This is a genomic window from Flavobacterium sp. N2038 (genome assembly GCF_025947185.1).
Lineage (GTDB): Bacteria > Bacteroidota > Bacteroidia > Flavobacteriales > Flavobacteriaceae > Flavobacterium.
This window is the reverse complement of the sequence record NZ_CP110001.1, coordinates 363,772-389,760: the sequence shown is the minus strand read 5'-3', so window position 1 is coordinate 389,760 and position 25,989 is coordinate 363,772. Positions and strand designations below refer to the sequence as shown.

Genomic DNA, 25,989 nt, shown 5'->3' with positions numbered 1-25,989 from the left:
GTTGAATTATTTTTTAGCAATTTGTTGTTGTTCTTCCAAAGAATCTGTCGTCTTTATCAGTTCTTCCGCTGTCTTCCATTGGAAATTCTTTTCTCATTGGGAAAGACACCATTTCGTCCATATTCAAAATACGTTTTAATTGCGGGTGACCAATAAAATTGATTCCGAAGAAATCGTATGTTTCTCTTTCCATCCAGTTTGAACTTAAGAAAATATTTGAAATCGTTTTTATTTCCGGTTTTTCACCGTCTAAATAAACTTTAATTCTGAGACGTTTGTTTTCGATCCAGTTATGTAAATGATATACTATCGCAAATTGACGATCTTGCTCGTTGTCCGGATAGTGAACGCCACATAAATCTGTTAAGAAGTGAAATTGTAAATCAGCATCATTTTTTAAAAAAAGAATCAAGGCTGTGATTTTATCAGCAGTTGTTTCTATCGAAAAAATATCTCTTTCTTGTTGGAAATTGAAAACATTAGTATCAAATGTTTCAATAAGTTTATCCTGGATGAGGGTATTGTCTAAAGCCATCTTATGAAATGTTATAGGAAGCTAATAATTCTTGGTATTCCGGAGAGCTTCTGCGTCTCACAGACTCGCTTTTTACCAAATCTTGTAATCTCATTACTCCGTCAACAATTTGTTCTGGTCTTGGTGGACATCCCGGAACATAAACATCAACAGGAATTACTTTGTCAATTCCTTGAAGAACAGAGTAGGTGTCGAAAATTCCACCTGAAGAAGCACATGCTCCAACAGCAATTACCCAACGAGGTTCAGACATTTGTTCGTAAACTTGTCTTAAAATTGGAGCCATTTTTTTAGAAATAGTTCCCATTACAAGTAACATATCGGCCTGACGAGGAGAGAAACTCACACGCTCTGAACCAAATCGCGCTAAATCGTAATGTGATGCCATTGTTGCCATGAACTCAATTCCGCAACAAGAAGTTGCAAATGGTAAAGGCCAAAGTGAATTCGCGCGTGCCAAACCTACAACGTCATTTAGTTTTGTAGCAAAGAAGCCTTCTCCGACAACACCTTCAGGAGGGGCAACCATATTTACTTTTGAATCGCTCATTTTTATTTTAGATTTCTGATTTTAGATTTTAGATTTTTTGAAATCGTAAAAAGTAAAATCAATTTTTTAAATCAGTATTAAATTCTATATGAGATTAAATTTTAAATTTTAATTCGAGATGATAAAACCAGAATTTGAAATCTAAAATCTAAAATCGTATTTATTCCCAGTCTAAAGCTCTTTTTTTGATGATGTAGAAAAATCCAACTAAAAGCAGAGCCATGAAAACGACCATTTTTAGCATTCCTTCTATACCAAGATCTTTAAAGTTTACTGCCCAAGGGTAAAGGAAAATCACCTCCACATCAAACAATACAAACAAAATAGCTACAAGGAAATATTTTACTGAAAAAGGAATACGGGCGTTACCAACAGATTCTATACCGCACTCGAAGTTTTTATCTTTAACTTCAGAGGTTCTTTTTGGGCCTAATTTTCCGGAAATAATGATTGTTCCTACCACAAAACCAACAGCCAGAATGAACTGCATTAGAATAGGAATGTAACTGTATTGATCAGATTGCATAATCTTAGGGTTTTTACTTAAAGAATAAGCCACAAAGATAACTTTCAAGTATGTAAATCACAAACTAAAGGGGGATATAAGTATGTTGCGAATCGACGTTTGTGTCTAATTTTTATTGATTATAAATAAGAGTGTCTTTTTTTAATATTTTTTTAAGAAATGAGCAAAAAAAACGTCCCGAATTATCGGGACGTTTTGAAAACCATTCAGAGGCAAAAAAAATAAATTGCTTATATTTTTCTTAGATTACTGCTACTTTAGCAGCAACTTTCCCTTTTCTTCCTTCTTCTTCTTCATAGCTTACACGGTCACCTTCGCGTAATTCTTCCGCGTTAATTCCTGAAGCGTGAACGAAGATGTCCTTTCCTGTTTCTTCGTCTGTAATGAATCCATAACCTTTAGATTCATTGAAAAATTTTACTGTACCTGTACGCATTGTAATTGTAATAATAATTTATAATAAAGCAAATGTAATATATAAATTCATACAAAAGACACTAAGGTGTTAATTTTTTGTAAAAATTATTGATTTACAGTGTTTTTACGTGGTTTATTGCATCTATTTTTATATGAAATACCCTAATTTGAGAATCATTAATTGTAAGAATATGAAAAAAGTGTAATTGTAAGAATTTATTAATTTACAAATGTGAATTTTGCATTTATTTTTTAATTGTAAAACGCATAAAAAAAGCAGCTGAAATTTCAGCTGCTTTGGGTTATTTTAAAATGCTAAAATTAGATAGCATCAATTTTAATGTGTAATTCTTTCAATTGTGCATCATCAATTGCTGCAGGAGCATCGATCATAACATCACGTCCAGAATTGTTTTTAGGGAAAGCAATAAAATCTCTAATGGTTTCCTGACCACCTAAAATGGCAACTAATCTGTCTAATCCAAAAGCTAAACCTCCGTGTGGTGGTGCTCCAAACTGGAAAGCATCCATTAAGAATCCAAATTGTGCTTTTGCTTCTTCTTCGGTAAAGCCTAAATATTTAAACATTAATTGTTGTGTCGCTTTATCATGAATACGAATAGAACCACCTCCAATTTCGTTTCCGTTTAAAACCATGTCGTATGCATTTGCACGAACTTTTCCCGGTTCTGTTTCCAACAAAGCCATATCTTCTGGTTTTGGTGATGTAAACGGATGGTGCATAGCATGATAACGACCACTTTCTTCGTCAAGTTCCAATAATGGGAAATCTACAACCCAAAGAGGAGCAAATTCTTGAGGATTACGTAACCCTAAACGAGTTGCTAATTCCATACGAAGTGCAGATAATTGTGCACGTGTTTTATTTGCAGGACCAGAAAGTACAAAAATCATATCTCCAGGATTTGCTTCTGTTGCTTTTGCCCAATTTGTTAAGTCTTCCTGATCGTAGAATTTATCTACAGATGATTTGTATGTTCCGTCTTCGTTACATTTTACATATACCATTCCAGACGCTCCAACTTGAGGACGCTTAACCCAATCAATTAATCCGTCGATCTCTTTACGGGTATAATTTCCTGCTCCCGGAACAGCAATTCCCACAACCAATTCAGCCGAATTAAAAACTGGGAATTCTTTGTGTTGTGCAAATTCGTTTAACTCACCAAACTTCATCCCGAAACGAATGTCCGGTTTGTCATTTCCATATGTTTTCATAGCATAGTCGTAGGTAATTCTTGGGAATTTCTCTACTTCAATACCTTTAATTTCTTTAAGTAAATGTCTTGTCAAACCTTCAAAAACATTCAAAATGTCTTCTTGTTCTACAAATGCCATTTCGCAGTCAATCTGAGTAAACTCAGGCTGACGGTCTGCACGTAAATCTTCATCACGGAAACATTTCACAATTTGGAAATATTTATCCATTCCTCCAACCATCAATAATTGTTTGAAAGTTTGTGGAGATTGCGGTAAAGCATAAAACTGTCCTTCGTTCATACGGCTTGGTACGACGAAATCTCTTGCTCCTTCAGGAGTAGATTTGATTAGGTAAGGAGTTTCAACTTCACAGAAATCTAAATCAGATAAATATTTACGAACTTCCATTGCCACTTTGTGACGGAATAATAAACTATTTTTTACCGGATTTCTACGAATATCTAAATAACGATATTTCATTCTGATATCTTCTCCACCATCAGTTTCATCTTCAATTGTAAATGGAGGAGTTAAAGCTGAATTTAAAATAGTCAATTCAGAAACTAAAATTTCGATTTCACCAGTTGGAATATTCTTATTTTTGGCTTCACGCTCAATTACAGTTCCTTTTACCTGAATAACGAATTCTCTTCCCAGAGTTTTAGCCAATTCAAAAACGGTTTTATCAGTACGGCTTTCGTCAAAAATAAGCTGTGTAATTCCATAACGGTCACGTAAGTCAACCCAATTCATAAATCCTTTATCGCGTGACTTTTGTACCCAGCCAGCAAGTGTAACTTCCGTATTAATATTTGAGGCATTTAGTTCGCCGCAATTATGACTTCTATACATGATCTAAATTTTAGATTGCAAAAGTAAACACAAAATTCAAATTATAATAGAAAAGTAGCAATCTGATGCTCATAAATTTTAAATATTTTGTTAATTCTGAAAATTCAAAGAGGTTATTTCTTTAGATTTGAGTTACTAAAAACAAACTTTAAAACTTATGAAAAAACTTTTTGTTGCTGGTCTTTTGATTTTTAGCACTTTGAATGTTGTGGGACAATCCAAAAATCAAATAAAATTTACAGCCAAAATTGCTAACCGAAATAGTGATACTCTTGTTATTAAAGGAAAAAATGGTTTCAAACAAGTTATTCCAATTGATAAAAAAGGCGTTTTCGCTGCTTCTTTTGAGGTTCCAAAAGGATTTTATATGTTTTCTGACGGAACGGAATCTTCAAACTTATATTTAAAACCAAATTCTGAGATTAATTTAACAATGGATGCCAAAGAATTTGACGAAACTATTGTTTATAAAGGAAAAGGTGTTAATGAAAGTAATTTTATGGCTCAACAGACGCTGAAAGATGAGAAATTTCAGAATGAGGCATTTGCTAAAGAAGCAACTGAATTTGCGACTCTTTTAGAAACAAAGAAAAAAACAGATATTGAAAACCTGGAAAAAGGAGATTTTGATCCTGAATTTAAAAAGGCTTTAAAAGGAAGTTTCGAAAGTTTTAATCAATATGCGTCTGAGGAATATGAAAGAGCGGCAAAGGCAAGTAAAATGAACGGAAAAGCTTCGCCAGAATTTGATTATGAAAATTTTAAAGGAGGGAAGACAAAACTTGCCGATTTAAAAGGAAAATATGTTTATATCGATCTTTGGGCAACATGGTGCGCGCCTTGTAGAGCAGAGATCCCTTATTTACAAAAGATGGAAGAAAAGTATCATGGTAAAAACATTGAATTTGTGAGTATTTCTATTGATAAAGCAAAGGACAATGAAAAATGGAAAAAATTTGTAACGGATAAAAAACTTGGTGGCGTACAATTATTCGCGGATAAAGATTGGGAATCTGAATTTGTTGTTAATTATGGTGTAACCGGAATTCCGAGATTTATTATAATTGACCCAAAAGGTAATGTAGTAAGCTCAGATGCAGAAAGACCTTCTTCTCCAGACCTTGAAAAGAAGCTAGATTCTTTATTGAACTAATTTATTTACGAATTCGATAACGTTATCGTATTATTCTGTTTTTGTAAAAATGTCAGTAAAACCAGTGCTTAAGCACTGGTTTTTTTGTTTGATAGAAATTTCCAATGTTAAGTTTTTACTCAATGTTACCAAATTGTTAAGTAAAAGTTTTTTTAATGTAAACATTTGATTATATTTGATAAAGATTTCTTAACATTAATACCTACAGATATGAAAAAGAGTGTTATTTTAGCTGCGTTATTGTTCTCTGGAATGTTAATTGCGCAGGAAACAAAACCAGAATTAGAGGCCGTTGGAAACAAGGTAAAAGCTACTTATTACTATGAAAATGGTAAAGTGCAGCAAGAAGGCTTTTTTAAGGATGGTAAATTAGATGGTGTTTGGGTATCTTATGACGAAAAAGGAAATAAAAAAGCCGTTGGAGAATACGCAGACGGAGTAAAAACTGGAAAATGGATTTTCTTTAATGAAAGCAATCTTTGCGAAGTTGCCTATGTAGACAGCAAAGTTAGTTCAGTTAAAAACCTACAGAAAAATGCTTTAGCAAACAGAAATTAATTAATTTCGACAAATTATAGAGAAACCGCTTATTTAAGCGGTTTTTTTATGCTCTTTTTTAGTTTTTTTGTTGCGTCCATACCAAATAACAAATCCAGTGACAGGAAGTAACGATGCGATTAAGCTTATGGTAAACGCAATTATTTTACCGGGTAAATCTAAAACCTGTCCTGTATGTATACCATAATTCATTTCAACAACCTGTAAGCCAAGTGATTTTTTATCAAAAGGCTGAGTCTGAATTAATTTTCCGTTTGAAGGATGGAAATAATAGTTACTCTGCTGATCGTATCGTAAAGTATGCGGATAAGCTCCTGTGCTTATGATGTCACCTTTTTGCTGCGGGATCATTACAAAAAACATTTCAGCTTTTGGCTGAAGTTTCATGGTTTGAACAAATGCTTTGTCAACAGCAAGTATTGAATTTGTTTTAAATTTTGTTGTGTCAATTACGGGCATTTTAGTCTCCACTACTTTATCGCCTCCAAAATTGAATGTTTTGTAAATCCCATCGCCAACCCATTCGTAAGTAAATGTTAAACCTGTTATCGCAAGAATTAAAGCAATAGCTGCAATATAAAACCCGGAAGTATTATGCCAGTCGTAATTAACACGACGCCATTTTGCATTCCATTTTATAGTAAAACTTCTTTTAATGTCACTTTTGCGTTTTGGCCACCACTGGATTATTCCTGAAATTAATAAAAGAATAAAAATAATAGTAGAACCGCCAATAATGTGTTTTCCGATATAATCCGGAAGGAGTAAATACAAATGAATATATTCGACTATTATAAAAAAATCAGTTTTTGGATTTTCGGTTTTTAAGTATTTACCGGTATATGGATTAAAATAGAGATATAAATTTTCGGTATCAGAATATGTGTAAACAATTGCGGAACGATTTTTTCCATAATAGGATACCATACTTGCTTTATTCTCCGGAACAATTTCTTTTGCCTTTTGCTGTAAAATGGATGGCATTAAAAACGACTTGTTTTGAGGTTCGACCAAACGCCATTCTTTTCTTGTGATATCTTTTATTTCGTCATGAAAACAGAATATACAACCCGTAATGCAAACTATAAAAACAATAAGCCCGGAAATTAATCCGAGCCATTTATGTAGAAAACGTATTTGTGTTTTGAATTGCATGTGAGGGAATCTTTTGTTGGGCAAAATTACTGCTAAAATGCTAATTGCTTATTAAAAGCTTATTTATAAATTAAGGATTAGAACTTATAAGTTATGCTTCCCATAAAAGTTCTTGGAGCCTGTATATTTACAGTTGTATAACCATTAAAATAAAGTTCGTCTGTAAGATTGTCTACTTTTAATGAAAGTCTGTATTTGGGCTGGTCGTAATATAATGTAGCATTTACAATAGAATATGATGGTAAAACAAAGGTTTCAACATCTGCAGGATTTCCTGAACCCGTTGGATTTCGATTGTAAACAAAAGTTTCACTTCCAGAATTCCCTCCAATACCAAAACCTAATCCTCTTAGTTTAGAAGTTTGCAGACTATAACTAATCCAGTAATTAATTAAGTTTTCAGGTCCCGCAGTTTCAGGTCTTAGACCATTTACATCGGCATTTGCATTGTTTAGTTTGCTATTGTTGTAGGCATATCCAAAAATTAGGTTTAAACCAGAAAAAGGGTTTGTTGTAACTTCTGCTTCAAAACCTTTACTGGTTTGGTTTCCGTCCTGAACGTTGGTGTTAACCACTTGCCCTGCGCGAACAATATTTTTTACTTCAATATTATAGTAACTTAAATTGGCGCTTAGTTTATCCTGTAAAATATTTAATTTAAAACCAGCTTCAAACTGATTTGCTTTTTCCGGATCAAATTGTTTTAATTCCGGATTCCCATTTACGTTGGCAAATAAATAACCAATGTTTTTAAAACTGTTTTGATAGTTTCCAAAAACAGCAACTTTGTCTTTGATAATTTGGTAAACAAGTCCAAGTTTTGGAGAAAAGGAATTTTGCGAAAAAGCCCCGGAATTAATATTTGTTGCAGGATCATAAGTTCCGTTGTTCTTATAATGATCAAAACGTAAAGCAGCTGAAAGAATTAACTGATCTGTAATATTGATAACATCTGCAGCATACAAACTATAAGTTGTCAAAGAAGTAATGGTTCTGTATTGATAACCATTTACAAATAAGGGCTCAATATTATTTGGGTTGAAATTGTAATAATTCGAATTTGCAGCAGAATAATCTACAATATCATAATCTGTTTTAAAAGGATTGTTTGGATCTCCACCAAGATATCCAAGACTGCTGTTGGTTTCAGATCTCAAAATATCGCCGCCAAAAAGCAATTGGTGCTTCATTCCAAAAAGTTCTGTCTGGCCATTAAAGTTTTGTTGAAACTCAATAATATTGTCTTTTCCTACCATATTCCAGGCATTTCTGGACATTTTGTTGTTTCCTAATAAATAGAACCAAGCCTGAGGCCCGTCTGATTGATTGGCGCTTGAGCTAAAAATAGTCTGCGATTTCCAGTTTTCGTTTATTTGATAATGGGCTTGTGCAAAAATATTGGCCGTTTTAGTATTCATCATGAATTCGCCACCTGTAAAAGATCTTTTCCAATCTCTGGCGATTTCTTTTGCATTATATAAATTGATGCTTTTTGGAGTTTGCCCGTACGGAATATAAGTAAATGCTGGCGATGATGAATTAACCGATGATAATTCTGCATCAATTGAAATCGACAGTTTGTCATTTATTTTATATAAAAAAGAGGGAGCAAAAAAGTAGCTTCTGTTTTTTCCGTAATCCTGAAATGTATTTGCATCATTGTAAGCCGCATTTATTCGTAACAAAGCGGTTTTATCGTCATTTAAAGGTGTGTTAAAATCGGCTGATAATCGGTTTAAGCCATAGCTTCCGGATTGATAACTAATATCTCCTCTGAAAGTTTCTGTTGGTTTTTTGGTAACTCTGTTAATCAGACCTCCATATGAAGTTAGTATACTTCCGAAAAGTGTTGCCGAAGGTCCTTTTATGCTTTCAATTCTTTCCAGGTTTGCAGCATCAACACTATTTGTGATTTTTCCGGCAATTCCGTCTCTTAATAAACTTTGTGTAACAAATCCGCGAGAAGCAAAATAAGAACCTCCATCACCAACTTTTCCCGTTGCAGCCCAAAGCTGATATAGTCCGGGTACATTTTTTAAGGCGTCATCTTGGTTAATAACCAGTTGATCTCTCATCAAACTTTTGGTAACAACACTATAAACTTGTGAGTTTTCAAGATTTTTAATTTGCATTTTTGAGACAAATGGACTCTCAGATTTGTTGTATTTGTTGATGTTTCCTTTAATAAAAACTTCTTCAAGTTCTTCAGTATTAGTAGAAATGGTGAAATTTTCTATAATTTCAGGTTCACCGCTAACGGTGATTTTCTTTTCTTTTGAAGTATGACCAACTGAAGATACACGTATTGTATAATCTCCTAAACTGATATTTTTTATTTCATATAAACCCTGACTGTCAGTAAGTGTTCCTATTTTAGTTCCGCGCAACTGAACCGAAACATTCTCCAAAGCCTGGCCCTCTACCGAGGTTACAGTTCCTTTTATAACTGTTTTTTGTTGTGCTAAAACGGATGTTTGCGCAAAGAATAAAAAGCAAAAACCAATTAGTGTAATTGTAAATTTCCCTCTCATTTTATTTAGAATAAATATTGATTGAGCAAAAGTAAGACTTATAGTTTATATGACCAATTGCAATATGTATTACTAGAAAGAAATTATAATAACCTTGTAAGGTGTTTATGCGCTAATTCGTTTTTTAGGTTTTAAATGATAAGCTGTATAAAAAGTTATAGAAGCTAAAGCAATCCAGAATACATCAATGAAGAAGATTTGAAATTTATTTTCTATAAACGAATTCCAGAACCATTTCCCAGAAATAATTCCATTTGTAATTGGAATTAAAAAACCTAAGATACTTCCTGAGATAAGACAAAACTTATTTGTAAAAGCATCATTCTTTTTAATGATAAAAAAGAGGGTCAGCAGTAACCATCCTCCAAAATAAACAAGAAAAAGATTGCTCTTAGTTAAAGGATAAAAAACTTTTACAATTATAAATGCAAGTGCTGTGATAGGATACATACTCAAGCAAATAGCCAGATAAATGCGAACAACAGCGGCGTTAAAACGTCTTTTCTTTTCAGGTAAATTGTTTTTTTGTCTGGCTACCAACCAAATCATGACTCCCGAAATAATTACAAAACAAGTTATGATGCCTAAAATAAAACTTACTATTTTTAAGGCATAACCTCCGTAGTCGCCAAAATGAATTCGGTACAAAACATTTTTTACAACTCCAATGTAACTTGTTTGTGTCACTGGATTTTTTCTTGCGATTTCCTTTCCGTCTGAAACACGGTAAATAACTTTTCCAATTCCGGTAAACTTTTTATGACTTGGTAGTTCACCTTCTACTAAAACGTGCATGTTTGCATCGCCGTAGTTTTGAATAAATACTCGTGTAATCTCAAAATCAGACCAGTTGCTCTTTGCTTTAGCAACCAATTTATTGATGTCAAAAGGTACTGCTAATTTCTTATTGTCGAATTTGTAATCAGGATCGTTATATTCTAATTCTTTATATAATTTATCCTGATCTCCTTTGTATAATGCCATTACAGCGGGCGCCACAATTAAAAGCTTAATCATAAAGAAAGCACCGGTTACTGCATAAACAAATTGAAACGGAAGCCCGATCATTCCTAATGCGGTATGGGCATCTGTCCAGAGTGTTTTTAATTTTTCTTTTGGACGGAAAATGTAAAAGTTAGAAACGATTTTGTTCCAATGAAGCAAAAGCCCTGTTATGATTGCAAATAAGAAAAACAAAGCGGTAAACCCTGAAAGATAGTATCCAACCGGATAAGGAATCTGGGCCAGGAAATGAAGACGATATAAAAATTCTCCCAAAGAATAAGACTCTTCGTAAGTGTAAGGTTTAAAGTTTTTTTTGTCCAGATAAAAGAATGATCCTTCTTTTTGTTTGGCCGGAGCCAAAGTATCTTTGGTGCCTTCCATATAAACCGCAACTCTATTTTGAATAGAGGGTTTAGATATGGTAATGTTTCTTCCGTGCAGAACGTGTTTTTTGTCAAGATTTTCTAATGCGCTATTGTAATCTAATTTAATTTCTCTTGTAATAGCGGTAGATTCACTTCTTTCCCAATTGATGATTTCATCTCTGAAAAAAGAAAAGGATCCCGCGAAAAAGATCACAAAAAGTACAACGCTGATCACAATACCGCTGACAGTATGTGTGTGAAAATAGATATTATAGTGACGATTGTTCATAGGTTATTACACTGCTGGATTATAGGTTTGACCAAGATAAATAAGAAGAGAAAAAACTAAAGAAAGTAAAATATAGATACCCCATATTTTCCATCCGCTTTTTGCTAAAAATGCGACAACCATTAAAACAACCCAAAGTATGAATCCGCTAAAAGCCATTGTCATTAAAATTTCAGGACGATTGAACCATGAGGCTAATGCTAAGTGAAATGTTGTAGAAACAAGATAACCGCCAAGTATTGCTGCGGTTATTTTGGCAAAGCGAGGCCAAAATGCAGGGGTTAGATATTTTGAGTTTGCTGGCATTGGTTGGTTATAGTTTAATAGTAATAAAATTCTAAAAGAGCAATAATAATTAGTACAGCTAGAAGTGCTTTGCTGTTTACTTTTTTTAATGGAGCGAGAATGATAATCAGACTTCCAATTGTCATTAACTGAATAAAAAACATCAAAGTACCACAGCATAGTGACTGTGTAAAAAGCCACATTATATAAGCCACTGTTAGAAGAAGTAATCCAGTAATTTTAGTTTGCTTTGGATTTTTTTTCATCCATTTTTCAAAACCTAAATCATAAGATAAAACAGCTCTTTTTGATGTATAGTACAAAGTATAAAATGCTAAAAAAACAATAAGACTGGCTAATGTTATCATAATTTTATAGAATTTAAAAAACACCTTTCTATATAATAGAGAAAGGTGTTTTTGTTGTTATCATTAGAATTTATAAGTAAAACTTGCGGCAAAAGTTCTAGGATCTTTTGGATGTACTGTTGACCATCCGTCATAGATTTCTTCGTTTGTGATATTATTTAGTTTTAGTGTTATTCCAAATTTTTCCGTATTGTAAAATAAAGAAGAGTTAATTACGGTGTACTCTGGAATTGTAAATGTTCCCGAAACTGCTCGGTTCATGATTTTGTTGTCTCCCACATAGTTTCCTCCAAATCCTACACCAAATCCTCTTAATAATCCATTAGTGAATTTATAGCTTGCCCATAAGTTTGCTAAGTTGTAAGCTCCTGCACTTTCTGGTCTGAACCCTACAAAGTCAGCATCTCCTTTAGTTAGAGTTGCGTCATTATAGCTGTAACCAAGAATAATGTTTAAACCAGTAACTGGATTAGCAATAAATTCAGCTTCAAAACCTTTATTGTGCTGCGCGCCGTCTTGGAAGTTTGTTACGTCTGTTGCATTTGGTCTAACACTATAAACCATATTCGAAACTTTAATGTCGTAGTAGCTTAAAGTAGCGTAAATTTTATCTTTAAAGATATTCAGTTTTGTACCAAATTCTATTTGGTTAGCATGTTCAGGGTCAAACGTTACAGGAGTTCTTATTGTTCCATTTACATTTTCGCCCGGAGCTACGTTTGAAAAACCATTCATGTAGTTAGCGAAAATAGATACTTTATCGATGATTGGCTGATAAACTAATCCGAATTTTGGTGATAAAGAAGTTTGGTTGTAGTTATCTTCATCAGTTGAAACATCTCCGCTGTTTATAAAACGATCGGCACGTAAACTTACCATTGCAGAAAGAGCAGGAGTAAAGTTAATTACATCAGAGAAATAAGCGCTGTAAACTTCCTGTTTTGTTTTATTGTTGTATCTTGGAGCGTTTCCTACAATTGCATCAGATCCTACTTTTGTTAAATTTCCTGTGTCACCATTTGAAGGACCAACGATTGTGTTGAATGATGCTAAATCGTCTCCAATATAAATATATCCGTTTCCAAAGTATCCTGTACCACGATCAAGCCCAACTCTGTTGTAGTAATCTAAACCAACAACAAGTCTGTTTCTTAAATTTCCTATTTTAAAATCACCAATAAAATTTTGCTGTATATCAAAAGTGGTGTTTTTATTGTCTTGGTAATTGAAAAATCTTGCTAAAACAATACCGTCGGTAATAGAAGAAAATGCCTTATTACTAGTTGCTTCATATAGATAAGCATAATTTCCAGTAGACTTAGCATTACTCGTCGAGAAAATAGTATGAGAAGTCCATTGACTAGAAAGCTTATAATTCATTTGTGCCTGAATATTATAAGAAGGCGTTTTGATTGTTAATTCGTTGCTTGTGTACGAACGATTGTTGTCGTATTTTAATTCAGCAATATTGTGAACTCTTAACGGATTTGCTCTGTCTAGAAACAACATTGTTGGGTTTGTTGTTTCGTTACTCATGAATTCTGTATTTACTAAGAATGATAATCTATCATTCACTTCATAAGATAACGATGGCGCTATGAAAAATGATTCTATAAAACCAGCATCTTGAAAACTCTCTTGTTTATTGTATGCTGAGTTAACTCTGAAATTAAGTGTTTTTTTGTCGTTTAGCGAAGTGTTAAGATCTACAGTTGCGCGGTTTAATCCGTAGCTTCCTGCTGTATAGTTTACTTCTCCGCCAAATCCTTTATAAGGTCTTTTTGTTGTAGTATTGATTAATCCTCCGTATGAAATTAAGCTGCTTCCAAATAAAGTTCCAGAAGGGCCTTTGATAATTTCTACTCTGTCAATGTTTGCAGGGTCTAAACTACCGTTTGTTAAGCCTGGAACTCCGTTTACAATAGTTGCTTGAACTGGAAATCCTCTTAAAGAGTAGTAACTTGCTCCATCTCCTCCACGACCTGTTGAAGCCCAAAGTTGTGTAATACCAGGTGCATTTTTTAATGCATCATCAAATGTTGTTACTACTTGTTCTTTTAAAACTCCTGCGCTAATTGTGGTATAAACCTGTGGATTTTCAAGATTCTTAAGAGGCAATCTTGATACTTGTTGGTTTTCTTTACGAGCAAAACGGTTTTTGCCACCATTTACTACAACTTCAGTTAATTCTTCAGAGTTGGTAGTGATATTAAAGTTTTGAACTAGTTCATCACCTGCATTAACTGTTATTTTTTTCTCTGTTGAAGAATATCCAATAGCTGAAACTTTTAAAGTGTACGTTCCTGGTTTTACGTTTTTAATTTTATAATTACCGTTTTCGTCTGTTATTGTTCCAAATCTGGTTCCTTTTAGGGCGATTGAAATTGCTTCAGGCGAATCGTCGTGGCTCACGGTGATTTTACCTTTTATAGTTGCTTTTTCTTGTGCAGAGATAATTGTGCTTGTTAGTAGAAAAAAACAAAAGCTCAAAAGAGAAATTGTGAATTTATATTTCATTACTATTTAGAATTAATTTTAATAGCGCAAATTTAGGCTTTGAATGCCAATCACACAAACTATTCTTATTTATTCTAAATAAAATATTTTTTAAAGGTCAAAATTTGCATTTCTTTAAAAAATTAACATCTTAAGCTAAAATTAAGTCAATCTTAAGTAAAAAAAAACCTGTTCAAATTGATGAACAGGTTTTTGTATTGTAAAAAATTACTTAAAACTACAATTCTAAAGCACGTTTAGCATCGCCATTCATCAATAATTCTAATGGGTTTTCTAAAGCTTCTTTTACAGCAACCAAGAAACCAACTGACTCACGTCCGTCGATAATTCTATGATCGTAAGAAAGAGCAACGTACATCATTGGGTGAATTTCAACTTTTCCGTTTACAGCAATTGGACGCTCAATAATGTTGTGCATTCCTAAAATTCCTGATTGAGGAGGGTTGATAATTGGAGTAGATAACATACTTCCAAAAACTCCACCATTTGTGATTGTGAAAGTTCCTCCAGTCATATCGTCAACTGTAATTTGACCATCACGAGCTCTTAAAGCTAATCTTTTGATTTCAGCTTCAATTCCACGGAAAGTTAAAAGTTCAGCATTACGAACAACAGGAACCATTAATCCTTTTGGTCCAGAAACTGCGATAGAGATATCAGCAAAATCGTAAGCGATTTTGTAATCACCATCCATCATTGAGTTAACATCTGGATATAATTGTAAAGCTCTTGTAACTGCTTTTGTAAAGAATGACATAAATCCTAAACCTAAACCACCATGTTTAGCTTTGAAAGCATCTTTGTACTCGTTACGAATTTGGTTGATTGGCGTCATGTTTACTTCGTTGAAAGTAGTAAGCATAGCTGTTTCATTTTTAGCTGAAACTAATCTTTCTGCTACTTTACGACGTAACATTGATAATTTTGTACGCTCAGTTCCACGGCTTCCTCCAGTTGGAGTTCCCATTGAAGGTACTGCATTTACAGCATCATCTTTAGTGATTCTTCCACCTTTACCAGTTCCTGAAACTGATGCCGGAGCAATATTTTTTTCGTCTAATATTTTTCTTGCTGCAGGAGATGGAGTCCCAGCTGCATAACTTGTTGCTGCTGCCGGAGCTGCTTTTGGAGCCTCAGCTTTTGGAGCTTCTGCCTTTGGAGCTTCCGCTTTCGGAGCCTCAGCCGCTGGAGCTGCTGCACCACCTGCAGGTTTTGCTGCATCAGTATCAATTAAACAAACTACAGCACCTACTGCTACTGTATCACCTTCTTCAGCTTTTAGTGTAATTACACCGCTCATTTCAGCAGGTAATTCAAGAGTAGCTTTGTCTGAATCAACTTCAGCAATAGCTTGATCTTTCTCTACATAATCTCCGTCTTTTACTAACCAAGTTGCAATTTCAACTTCTTTTATTGATTCCCCTGGTGATGGGACTTTCATTTCTAAAATCATCTTATTTCTTTGTTTAAAGTTTAGTTAGTTTCAAGTTTCAGGTTTATTATAAAACGTGAAACTTGAAACGTGAAACAATTTTTTTATTATCTGAATAAATTTTTATCGAATACCATTCTAATTGCATCTGCATGACGACGTTTTGCACGTGTATAACTTCCAGATGCAGGTGCAGCATAAGCTTTTAATGACGCTAATCTCCATTTTACAAGATCAAAGTTCATCAACATAAAGCTGTAAGCCCCCATGTTTTTAGGTTCTTCCTGAGCCCAAACATAATCATCAGCATTTGGATATTGTGCGATAATTGCTTTTAATTGCTCTACAGGTAAAGGAAATAATTGTTCGATACGAACAACTGCAACGTCATTTCTTCCGTTGTTTTCTCTTTCTGCAACGATGTCATAGTAGAATTTACCAGTAACAAAAACTAACGTTTTTACACCTTTTTTATCTACTGTATTATCATCAATTGTTTCCTGGAAACTTCCAGTTGCCAATTCCTCAACTGTTGATACACATCTAGGATCACGTAGTAAACTTTTTGGAGAGAAAACCACCAAAGGTTTACGGAAATTTGTTTTCATTTGTCTTCTTAGCAAGTGGAAGAAGTTGGCTGGCGTTGTACAATCTGCAACATACATATTTTGTCTTGCGCAAAGTTGTAAGTAACGCTCCATTCTTGCAGAAGAGTGTTCTGCACCTTGTCCTTCATATCCATGAGGCAATAATAAAACGATACCGTTTTGGTTGTTCCATTTATCTTCACCACATGAAATGTATTGGTCAATCATAATTTGAGCTCCGTTAGAGAAATCTCCAAATTGTGCTTCCCAAATCGTTAAGGCTTTAGGGTTTGCTAATGCATATCCATAATCAAAACCTAAAACTCCATATTCAGATAAAAGCGAATTGAATACGCCGAATTTACCTTTTTTGTTTTCAATACCATTCAAAAGAATTACTTCTTCTTCAGAATCTTCCACTTTAACTACCGCGTGACGGTGAGAGAAAGTTCCACGCTCAACGTCCTGACCTGAAATACGAACATCAAATCCTTCTGTTAAAAGCGATCCGTAAGCAAGTGCTTCTGCAGTTCCCCAATCCAGCGTATTGTTGTCGTATCCAGTTTTTCTATCCGTAACAATTTTGCTTATTTTACTGATGAATTTTTTGTCTGCTGGTAATGTTGAGATTGTACTGATGATAGAGTCCAATCCTTTTTTGTCAAAAGTAGTATCAACTTTCTCCAACATTTGTTTATCAGTAACCTGAACAAATCCTTCCCATTCGTTTTTCATGAATGGAGTAATGATTGTTAAATCTTTTTTACGAGAAGCCTCTAGATTTTGTTCTAAAGCAGATTTGTATTCTTTTTCTAAAGCATTAACATAAGATGCATCGATTACGCCGTCAGATAATAATTTCTCAGCATAGATGTCTCTTGGGTTTTTATGTTTAGCAATGATTTTATATAAAACCGGTTGAGTAAAACGAGGTTCGTCACCTTCGTTATGACCGTATTTTCTGTATCCTAATAAATCGATAAATACATCACGTCCAAATTGCATTCTGTAATCTAATGCAAAAGATACAGCGTGTACAACAGCTTCAGCATCATCAGCATTTACGTGTAATACTGGTGATAAAGTTACTTTAGCAACGTCTGTACAGTAAGTTGATGAACGAGCGTCTAAGTAGTTTGTTGTGAATCCAACCTGATTGTTGATTACAATATGGATAGTTCCTCCAGTTTTGTAACCATCAAGCTGAGCCATTTGAATGATTTCATATAAAATACCCTGACCTGCGATTGCAGCATCTCCGTGTACTGCGATTGGCAATACTTTAGAGAAATCGTCATTGTAATATTTATCTTGTTTTGCTCTGGTGATTCCTTCAATTACAGCTCCAACAGTTTCTAAGTGAGAAGGGTTTGGTGCTAAATTGATGTTGATGCTTTTTCCAGATCTTGTTTTTTTGTCAGCCGTAAGACCTAAATGGTATTTTACGTCACCATCAAAATATTCCTGATCGTAGTCTTTACCATCAAATTCACCAAAGATATCCTGAGTAGATTTTCCGAAGATGTTTGCCAAAACGTTCAAACGACCACGGTGTGCCATTCCCATTACGAATTGTTCAACACCTTTTTCAGCAGCTTGTTCAATTAAAGCATCAAGAGCCGGGATAATAGATTCACCACCTTCTAGAGAGAAACGTTTTTGTCCCACATATTTGGTGTGCAAAAAGTTCTCAAAAGAAACAGCTTCGTTTAATTTATTTAAGATCGTTTTCTTTTCGTCTGTAGAGAAATTAGGCTGATTAACATTTACAGCTAATTTATCCTGAATCCATTTTACAACGCCAGGATTCCTGATGTACATATACTCAATACCGATATGCTGACAGTAAATAGCTTTAAGACGATTTACGATATCCTGTAAAGAAGAAGGCGGAATTCCGATTGTCTGCGCAGCATCAAAAACAGTTGAAAGGTCAGCTGTTGATAATCCAAAATTTTCAATATCTAAAGTTGGCGAAGATTGCCTACGGTCACGAACAGGGTTTGTTTTAGTAAACAAATGCCCGCGAGTACGGTATCCGTCAATTAATTTTAGAACGTTGAATTCTTTTTTTAGTTTTTCTGAAACCTGACTGTAGTCTGCGCTTGGGCTAGTCACATACTCAACGATTTGCTGCACCGGATTTTCGTCATTATAAACCGTTTGTCCAAAGTCAAAACCTTGAAAGAAACTTCTCCAGCTAGGCTCAACGCTGTCTGGGTTTACTAAATATTGATCGTATAATTGTGCAAAAAACTCTGTATGCGCTGCATTTAAAAATGAAAACCTATCCATAATATTAGTGAATATACTTTTTGTTAAATAGAATCGCAAAAGTACAACAATCGCCTTTATTTAAATCCTTTTTTTACGTACTTTTACGTAAAAATTTGTTAAAATAAACGTTAACTATGAGTAAAAATCAAATTTCAATCGTTTTCAATTCTTTTTTTGTGATTTCGCTACTCTTATTTTCCAACTCTGGAAATGCACAGCAAAAATATGTAATTGACAATAGCAATCATTTTTGGGACAAAGTACAATTTGGAGGAGGACTCGGATTAGGTTTCGGTTCCGGGTATACCAATATCTCGGTTATGCCGAGTGCTATTTATAATGTTAATGAGATAGTTTCGATGGGAGTTGGATTACAGTTTGGTTATTTATATCAAAAAAATTACTACGAATCTTTTGTTTACGGAGGAAGCTTTATTACGCTTGTAAATCCGATTCCACAAGTTCAGTTATCTGCCGAGTTGGAACAGGTACGGGTAGATACAGATTATGAAGAAAATTATTATCATCCCGGTTATTCAGATGCTTATTGGAATACAGCTCTCTATCTTGGAGCTGGTTACAGAACAGGAAACGTGACCATTGGTGCTCGTTACGATGTTTTGTATAATCCTGATAAAAGTCTTTATGGTTCAGGATTTATGCCTTTTGTGAGAGTTTATTTCTAAAGATGCTAAGGTTTTAATTTCAAAAGTTATTGAGATGAATCAAGCTTTATAGAATTTTCTAAATCTTTCAACCTGGAATTTGTCTGTTTTAATGTGAAAAGAAAATCTTCAAAACGATGATTAATTTTAAATTGGAATTAAAAGCAAATTGTAAAGACAATGATTTTAGAAGTTTTATAGTAATCGGTGATTTTATTTGTTTTTATACTTAGATTTGGCCAATTAATGTGTGTAAATTGGATAAAAAAGATCAAATAGAATGAAATCACAAATAATAAAATTCATTTTCACTTTAATATTAGTTATTTCTTATTCTTGCTCAAATGATAATTCCCAACAAACCAACTTAGAAGAGCCGAATATTGATAAACCTCAAATTTCGGTTCCTTTTATCATTGTCGTAGGTCAAAGCAATGCCGAGGGATATGCACCATATAGTAGTGCGCCTTTATGGCTGGCAGGTAATAATTATGAGTTAAATGGTTATTCTATTTGGAATAAAGACAGAAAGATTTTTCAAGAATTTCAGTTAGGTGTGAATGTTGGTTCGGAACTCAACTCGGATACAAGATTTGGATTTGATATATTTTTTGCAAAAAGATATATAGAAGAATTTAATAAACCTCTTTTATGTATTAAACAAACCTTAGGCGGAATACCAATTTCAGAAAAAGGTAGTGGGCAAATTGCCAGATGGCAAGCAAGTGTGAATTTGATTCCAAAAGGAGAGCGAGTTATGGTTTTAGAATTAGCACAAAAAATTAAGGAAGCACAAGATTATGCTAAAAAGAATAATATAAAATTAATTCCTATCGCTATTTTATATCTTCAAGGTGAAGCTGATGCAAATCATAGTAGAAGACTAGCGGATTATAAAAATAATTTTTTAATACTTAAGTCCTATTTGAGAAATTTAGCAGGTAATAATAAATTACCATTTATTAATTCTGAAATATTTTATAGAGATAATAAGTATAAAAAAGTAAATTCGATTTTTAAAGAATTGAATTTAAATGATCCTTTTTTTAAAACTGTAAATACTTCAGGAAATCAAACTTCTATAGGAGATAATTTACATTATGATGCTGCTGCATTTGAATTTATAGGAAACACAATGTTTAATTATTATCTGGACTTGAAAAAGATTAATAAATAAGAACGTTTTATTGATAAAAACGGCCAATTTGTTTGATACTGGTCGGGCAGGAAAATTGGGGAAAACGATACCAAAAACGATATTCATAAAATATCATTAAAGTTTTGTTTTTATATTTACTTGTAATAATTCCTAAACCAAACCTTTTGCCATTCTCTTCTTAAAATTAAAAAAGCAACTTGTTCGGCAAGGATGACTAAATCAGATCCATCGAGTTGTTTGATGTCATTTTCTGGAACGTCAATAATGTAGAGAAGGTTTAAATATTCAGCAAATTTGTACTGAATCATTCGATAGATTTTCTCGTGAAGCTGAATTTTTAATTCGTCCGGTGAAATACTTAACGGGAAATCAATTCCTTCATTGGCAAGATTAAAGTCTTTATTGATCTGCTCAATCAGACTTAAATATAAAGTCTCTGCTTGAGCCTGAGCTAATAAAGATTCTGTATTTACGGGTGCTACAAACATGTTATTTTAAATTACAATGTCAAAAATCAATTTCAATGGCAACTTCAACTTCAACCTCAATGACAGTTTTAAAAATCAAAAGTTAAATATTAAAATTTGATATTGTTACTGTTATTTATTTTTGATATTGTTATTACAATTGCTGTTTTCTAAACTTTTCTTCCCATCAAATTCTCGCCAAATGTTCTAAGAATATCTTTTTTCTCAGCATTAATTTCCATTTTTTCTAAAGTTTCAAAAGCCTTAAAAGTATACATTTCGATTGCATCTTGTGTTGCTTTTGAAGCGCCTGATTCGTTAAAAATGGCTTTGGCAGTTTCTATTTTTTCTGTGTTATCATCTAATTGTAAACGGAATAATTTCTCTAATTCTGTAGCTTTTTCAGGAGTTGAGAATTTTAATGCTTTTAGATATAAGTATGTTTTTTTATTTTCTATAATGTCTCCGCCAACTTGTTTTCCAAAAGTTTCCGGATCACCAAAAGCGTCCAGATAATCATCCTGTAATTGGAAGGCTAATCCTAAATTTAGTCCAAAATCATAAATTAAATCAGCTTCTTTTTCGGTTGTTTTAGCTACAATAGCACCCATTTTCATAGCAGCCGCAACTAAAACAGCTGTTTTATACTCGATCATTTTTAGATATTCCGGAATGGTAACGTTGTTTCTGTCTTCAAAATCAACATCCCATTGCTGACCTTCGCAAACTTCAAGTGCAGTTTTGCTGAATAATTTGGCTAAATCTCTAAAAACGGCTGGTTCATATTGTTCAAAATATTGATAGGCAAGAATGAGCATGGCATCTCCAGACAAAATTCCCGTATTGATATTCCATTTTTCATGCACTGTTACTTCTCCTCTTCTTAAAGGTGCATCATCCATAATATCGTCGTGAACAAGCGAAAAATTATGAAAAACTTCAACAGCCATTGCTGCCGGAAGTGCTGTTTTATAATCGGTATCAAAAACCTCTGCTGCCATTAAAGTTAGTACCGGACGCATTCTCTTTCCTCCAAGGCCTAAAATGTATTCAATTGGTTCGTAAAGGTTTTTAGGTTCTTTTCGTATGCTTTGTTTCTTTAAATAAGTAATAAAAAAATCCTGGTACTGACTGATATCGTGCATAAAATGAAATTCTGATTTATGAGGCTCAAAGATACAATTCAATTATGAATTATTCCTTCTTAAAAGTTAAATGCTGATAATGATTTAAAAATTGTTTGAAGGGACCTCATTTTTAATCGTTTGAAATATTTTAAAAAAAACTTGGAAACTTTTTTGGTATTCTGAGTTTCCTGTTTATATTTGCACCGTTAAATGGAAACTTGAAACACTGTAGAAGTTTCCGTGAAAGATTTCGAGAATTTATAAACTCTACAAAATCAAGTAATTATGAAAACAACATGGACTTTAAATTCTAGCCAATCAGATGTTTTGATTAAAATGAGACATTCTATAATTGCCTATATGGGAGGAACTACAAATAAATTTGGTGGTTATGTAAATATAGAAGACAATGAAATCGAAGATGCATCTGTCGAATTTTCTTTAGATATCAATAATAAGATTGACAGTTTTCAGCAAGTAGATACTAATGTGCAGCTTCAGGATTTTTTTGATGTCAATGAGCATCCTATTATTAGTTTTAAATCTACTTCTTTTCAAAAAATCAATAATAATATTAATTTTTTTAAAGGAGACTTAACAATCAAAGACGTTACCAAAGTAGTAGAACTTGATGCAGAATTTATTGGTGTAAATACTTATAACGGAGAAAGAAAAGTTGCTTTTGAAATTAAAGGAGATATTAAACGTCAGGATTTTGGTTTAGACTATAATTCATTCAATCACAACGGAGGTTTGGCGCTTGGAAGAGATATTAAGCTTATTGCAAATTTAGAATTTAGCATATAAATCTTAAAGAATGAATAAGTTAATGTAAAATTATTACAAATATAGCGGAAACTATTTTTTAGCTTTTAGTTTCCGAAGTATATTTGCAATACAATTGGAAAGTCAAAATGAAAGATAAAATCATATCAAAAGCGAGTGAGTTGTTTTTAAAGCTCGGTTTTAAAAGTGTTACAATGGATGATATTGCAGGAGAAATGTGTATTTCGAAAAAAACGATTTACAAATATTTCTGCAATAAGGAAGTTTTAATCGAAGAGAGTACTTCGATGGTTCATAGACAAGTACATCAAATAATCGATACTATTGTCGCAAAAGATTATAATGCAATTCAGGAGAATTTTGAAATTAGAGAGATGTTTCGTGACATGTTTAAGAACAATATAGATACTTCTCCAATTTATCAGCTTAAAAAACATTATCCGGAAATCTATCAAAATGTACTGTCGTACGAAATTGAGCAATGTACACAGTATTTTAGAGTTAATATAGAGAAGGGAATTCGTGAAGGATTATATCGTGCAGATTTGAATATTGATATCTATGTTAAATTTTATTACACGCTAATTTTTCATATTAACGAAACTACAATTTCAGAAAAAGAAGCACAGGAAATTGAATTGGAAGCTCTTGAATATCACACCAGAGCTATGGCAACTGAAAAAGGAATACAAGAATTAGAAAAACAACTTAAAAGAATTACCGCTTAATCGTCAATCTATAATTTATGAAAAAAATAATTGTAATACTTTTGTGCACTCTTGGCCTGTCAGCCAATGCACAAGTCACTTTAACCTTAAAAGACGCGCTTAATTATGCGCTTCAAAATAAAGCCGATGCTAAAAAAGCAAAACTGCAGGTTGAAAACAGTGAATATCAAATTCAGGAAATTCGCTCCAGAGCTTTACCACAAATTCATGCAAACGGAAATCTGACTTACAATCCAATTTTGCAGACCAGTGTAATTGATGGAGGATCTTTTGGTCAGCCGGGAACTAGTATTCAGGCAACTTTTGGTCAAAAATGGACATCGGGAGCCGGAGTAAATTTAACACAAGCTTTATTTGATCAATCTGTTTTTACCGGATTGAGAGCTGCAAAATCTACGCGTGAATTTTATCAAATAAACGATCAGTTAACAGAAGAACAAGTTATTGAAAGAGTAGCAAATAACTATTATTCTGTTTATGTACAGCGTGAAAGATTAATATTACTGGACAGTACTTATTTTAATACTACAAAAGTTCACGATGTTGTAAAAGGGCAATTTGATAATGGTCTGGCAAAAAAGATTGATTTAGATCGTATCGTGGTAAAATTATCAAATATTGATACAGACCGTCAACAAGTTAAAAATCAAATTGAACTACAGGAAAATTCATTAAAATTCTATATGGGTATGCCTATAGAAACTCAAATTGTGATTCCTAAAGAAGAATTTGAAGCTGTACCAGCTGCATTAACTGAAGTTCCAAATGTTGAAAACAGAACAGAATATTTGCTTTTGAAAAAACAAGAAGAATTGTTAGTATTCCAAAAGAAAGCAGTTCAGGCGGAGTATTATCCAAAACTTTCTTTGACTGCAGGTTACAATTTTATTGGTCAGGGACCTGAGTTTCCTCTTTTTGCGAAACCATCTTCAGGAGTTTACTGGTCAGATTATTCAGGAATCGGACTGAATTTAAGTGTACCAATCTTTACTGGTTTTGGAACTCGTGCAAGAGTAAGACAAGCAGATGTAGATATCAGAACACTTCAGGAAGATATGAAAGATACGAAGCTTTCTCTTGATCTGGATTATAGAAATGCAATGGCGCAAATCGATAATAATCTTGTAACAATTGGAAATCAACAAGAAAATATGCGTTTAGCTCGTGAAATTTTGAGCGATACAAAAAATAATTATCTGCAAGGTTTAGCATCATTAACCGATTTATTAGACGCAGAAAATGCACATCAGGAAGCTCAGAATAATTATACAAGAGCTGTATTAAACTATAAAATTGCCGAAGTGGCATTAATCAAATCAAAAGGCGAACTAAAAACTCTTATTAAATAACTAATTACAATGAAGAAAACTATTATAACAATCGTAATCATAATCGCAGCACTAGCTCTGATTGGATTTGTCTTAAATAACAATAAGAAAGAAAACAAAGCGAAAACTGATATTGTTGCAGAGAAAAATGCTGCAGTTTCTGTAAAAGTTACTCCTGTAAAAACAGAGGAAGTTGCTTTAGATTTCGTTGCCAACGGAAACTTTGCTCCAATTCAGGAATTGACTTTTTCTGCTGAGAAATCAGGTAAAGTAATTAGTGTTTTAGCAAAAGAGGGGGACTATGTTCATGTTGGTCAGACTTTATTAACCATGAGAGGTGATATCATTAATGTAAGTGCACAACAAGCTCAGGCAGTTTATCAAAATGCAAAGTCTGATTATGCACGATATGAAAATGCTTTTAAAACGGGTGGTGTTACAAGACAACAATTAGATCAGGCAAAATTAGCTTTAACTAATGCAGAATCTAACTTAAAACAAGCTAATATTAATGTTGGTGATACAAAAGTAAAAGCACCAATCAACGGATTTATCAATAAAAAATATATTGAGCCGGGATCAATCCTTACTGGAATGCCAGCAACAGCTTTATTTGATATTGTAAATGTTTCTAAATTAAAATTAACTGTTACTGTAAATGAAAATCAGGTTGCAAGTTTAAAAGTTGGTGATCATATCAATGTAACTGCAAGTGTTTACCCAGATAAATCATTTTCAGGAAAAATTACTTTTATCGCTGCAAAAGCTGATGCAAGTTTAAACTTCCCGGTTGAAATTGAAATCATCAATAATTCAAACAACGATTTAAAAGCAGGGATGTACGGAACAGCAAATTTTGCGTCTAAACAACAAAAACAAAACCTTATGATTGTTCCTAGAAATGCATTTGTTGGAAGTGTAAGCAGTAACGAAATCTTTGTTGCTGAAAATGGTGTTGCTAAATTGAAAAAAGTAACTGCCGGAAGAATTTTAGGAGATCAGGTAGAAATCATCAACGGATTATCTGATGGTGAAAAAGTAATTACGACAGGTCAGATTAACTTACAAGACGGAAATACAGTAGAAATTATTAAATAATTTTACCG

Annotated in this window: 23 protein-coding genes; 8 read left to right on the top strand and 15 right to left on the bottom strand. The window is 33.3% G+C overall.

All coding sequences use genetic code 11. From position 1 onward, the window contains the following. Window positions 1-13: 13 nt before the first annotated feature. From OLM51_RS01630 to aspS, 5 genes are all read right to left on the bottom strand, one after another. A complete protein-coding gene (locus tag OLM51_RS01630; RefSeq protein WP_264552685.1) occupies window positions 14-535 on the bottom strand; it encodes an NADH-quinone oxidoreductase subunit C in 522 nt (173 codons plus the stop codon). A gap of 1 nt (window position 536) precedes the next feature. Further along, window positions 537-1,085 carry an NADH-quinone oxidoreductase subunit B gene (locus OLM51_RS01625; RefSeq protein WP_116751528.1) on the bottom strand — a complete coding sequence of 183 codons (549 nt, stop codon included), beginning with the start codon at window positions 1,083-1,085 and terminating at the stop codon, window positions 537-539. A 160-nt stretch (window positions 1,086-1,245) separates the two neighbouring features. Then, window positions 1,246-1,611, bottom strand: a complete 366-nt coding sequence (locus OLM51_RS01620; RefSeq protein ID WP_053471573.1) for an NADH-quinone oxidoreductase subunit A — start codon at window positions 1,609-1,611, stop codon at window positions 1,246-1,248. A 241-nt stretch (window positions 1,612-1,852) separates the two neighbouring features. Beyond that, a complete protein-coding gene (locus OLM51_RS01615) occupies window positions 1,853-2,047 on the bottom strand; it encodes a cold-shock protein (RefSeq protein ID WP_007137066.1) in 195 nt (64 codons plus the stop codon). Window positions 2,048-2,349: 302 nt separating this feature from the next. Then, a complete protein-coding gene (aspS, locus tag OLM51_RS01610; protein ID WP_264552684.1) occupies window positions 2,350-4,101 on the bottom strand; it encodes an aspartate--tRNA ligase in 1,752 nt (583 codons plus the stop codon). A gap of 157 nt (window positions 4,102-4,258) precedes the next feature. On the opposite strand from aspS, the gene OLM51_RS01605 reads away from it, so the two are divergent. Both OLM51_RS01605 and OLM51_RS01600 read left to right on the top strand, forming a co-directional pair. Then, complete coding sequence (locus OLM51_RS01605; protein WP_264552683.1) at window positions 4,259-5,254, top strand: TlpA family protein disulfide reductase; 996 nt, start codon at window positions 4,259-4,261, stop codon at window positions 5,252-5,254. A 210-nt stretch (window positions 5,255-5,464) separates the two neighbouring features. After that, entirely contained in the window at window positions 5,465-5,812 is a 348-nt protein-coding gene (locus OLM51_RS01600; RefSeq protein WP_264552682.1) for a toxin-antitoxin system YwqK family antitoxin, read from the top strand. Window positions 5,813-5,845: 33 nt separating this feature from the next. On the opposite strand, the gene OLM51_RS01595 is transcribed toward OLM51_RS01600, so the two are convergent. From OLM51_RS01595 to OLM51_RS01560, 8 genes are all read right to left on the bottom strand, one after another. Further along, the gene (locus OLM51_RS01595; RefSeq protein WP_264552681.1) at window positions 5,846-6,967 is read right to left on the bottom strand and encodes a PepSY-associated TM helix domain-containing protein; all 1,122 of its coding nucleotides are present in this window, start codon (window positions 6,965-6,967) and stop codon (window positions 5,846-5,848) included. Between the two features lie 77 nt (window positions 6,968-7,044). Next, entirely contained in the window at window positions 7,045-9,498 is a 2,454-nt protein-coding gene (locus OLM51_RS01590) for a TonB-dependent receptor (RefSeq protein WP_264552680.1), read from the bottom strand. A 105-nt stretch (window positions 9,499-9,603) separates the two neighbouring features. Continuing rightward, window positions 9,604-11,157: a PepSY-associated TM helix domain-containing protein gene (locus tag OLM51_RS01585; protein WP_264552679.1), complete on the bottom strand. Its 1,554-nt coding sequence runs from the start codon at window positions 11,155-11,157 to the stop codon at window positions 9,604-9,606. A gap of 6 nt (window positions 11,158-11,163) precedes the next feature. Beyond that, entirely contained in the window at window positions 11,164-11,463 is a 300-nt protein-coding gene (locus OLM51_RS01580) for a hypothetical protein (RefSeq protein ID WP_264552678.1), read from the bottom strand. A 14-nt stretch (window positions 11,464-11,477) separates the two neighbouring features. Beyond that, the gene (locus OLM51_RS01575) at window positions 11,478-11,810 is read right to left on the bottom strand and encodes a hypothetical protein (RefSeq protein ID WP_264552677.1); all 333 of its coding nucleotides are present in this window, start codon (window positions 11,808-11,810) and stop codon (window positions 11,478-11,480) included. 63 nt (window positions 11,811-11,873) lie between these two features. Further along, the gene (locus OLM51_RS01570; RefSeq protein WP_264552676.1) at window positions 11,874-14,327 is read right to left on the bottom strand and encodes a TonB-dependent receptor; all 2,454 of its coding nucleotides are present in this window, start codon (window positions 14,325-14,327) and stop codon (window positions 11,874-11,876) included. 217 nt (window positions 14,328-14,544) lie between these two features. Next, on the bottom strand, window positions 14,545-15,780 hold the full coding sequence (gene odhB, locus OLM51_RS01565; RefSeq protein WP_264552675.1) for a 2-oxoglutarate dehydrogenase complex dihydrolipoyllysine-residue succinyltransferase: 1,236 nt from the start codon (window positions 15,778-15,780) through the stop codon (window positions 14,545-14,547). A gap of 86 nt (window positions 15,781-15,866) precedes the next feature. Beyond that, window positions 15,867-18,641, bottom strand: coding sequence for a 2-oxoglutarate dehydrogenase E1 component (locus OLM51_RS01560; RefSeq protein ID WP_264552674.1), 2,775 nt, complete (start codon window positions 18,639-18,641; stop codon window positions 15,867-15,869). Window positions 18,642-18,757: 116 nt separating this feature from the next. Between OLM51_RS01560 and OLM51_RS01555 the strand changes: the two genes are divergently transcribed. Together OLM51_RS01555 and OLM51_RS01550 are read left to right on the top strand one after the other, a co-directional pair. Next, window positions 18,758-19,309 (top strand): hypothetical protein, encoded by a 552-nt coding sequence (locus OLM51_RS01555; protein WP_264552673.1) that lies wholly within the window; start codon window positions 18,758-18,760, stop codon window positions 19,307-19,309. A gap of 259 nt (window positions 19,310-19,568) precedes the next feature. Beyond that, a complete protein-coding gene (locus OLM51_RS01550) occupies window positions 19,569-20,465 on the top strand; it encodes a sialate O-acetylesterase (protein ID WP_264552672.1) in 897 nt (298 codons plus the stop codon). Window positions 20,466-20,581: 116 nt separating this feature from the next. Here the strand turns inward: OLM51_RS01550 and OLM51_RS01545 are convergent, their stop codons facing one another. Continuing rightward, window positions 20,582-20,935 (bottom strand): hypothetical protein, encoded by a 354-nt coding sequence (locus OLM51_RS01545; RefSeq protein ID WP_264552671.1) that lies wholly within the window; start codon window positions 20,933-20,935, stop codon window positions 20,582-20,584. Window positions 20,936-21,084: 149 nt separating this feature from the next. Further along, on the bottom strand, window positions 21,085-22,059 hold the full coding sequence (locus tag OLM51_RS01540; RefSeq protein WP_264552670.1) for a polyprenyl synthetase family protein: 975 nt from the start codon (window positions 22,057-22,059) through the stop codon (window positions 21,085-21,087). A gap of 267 nt (window positions 22,060-22,326) precedes the next feature. Here OLM51_RS01540 and OLM51_RS01535 point away from each other — a divergent pair, with 267 nt between their 5' ends. From OLM51_RS01535 to OLM51_RS01520, 4 genes are all read left to right on the top strand, one after another. Further along, window positions 22,327-22,848: a YceI family protein gene (locus tag OLM51_RS01535; RefSeq protein ID WP_264552669.1), complete on the top strand. Its 522-nt coding sequence runs from the start codon at window positions 22,327-22,329 to the stop codon at window positions 22,846-22,848. 107 nt (window positions 22,849-22,955) lie between these two features. Further along, window positions 22,956-23,555, top strand: coding sequence for a TetR/AcrR family transcriptional regulator (locus tag OLM51_RS01530; protein WP_264552668.1), 600 nt, complete (start codon window positions 22,956-22,958; stop codon window positions 23,553-23,555). A 17-nt stretch (window positions 23,556-23,572) separates the two neighbouring features. After that, a complete protein-coding gene (locus OLM51_RS01525) occupies window positions 23,573-24,904 on the top strand; it encodes a TolC family protein (RefSeq protein ID WP_264552667.1) in 1,332 nt (443 codons plus the stop codon). A 9-nt stretch (window positions 24,905-24,913) separates the two neighbouring features. Next, entirely contained in the window at window positions 24,914-25,981 is a 1,068-nt protein-coding gene (locus OLM51_RS01520; RefSeq protein ID WP_264552666.1) for an efflux RND transporter periplasmic adaptor subunit, read from the top strand. Window positions 25,982-25,989: the final 8 nt, after the last annotated feature.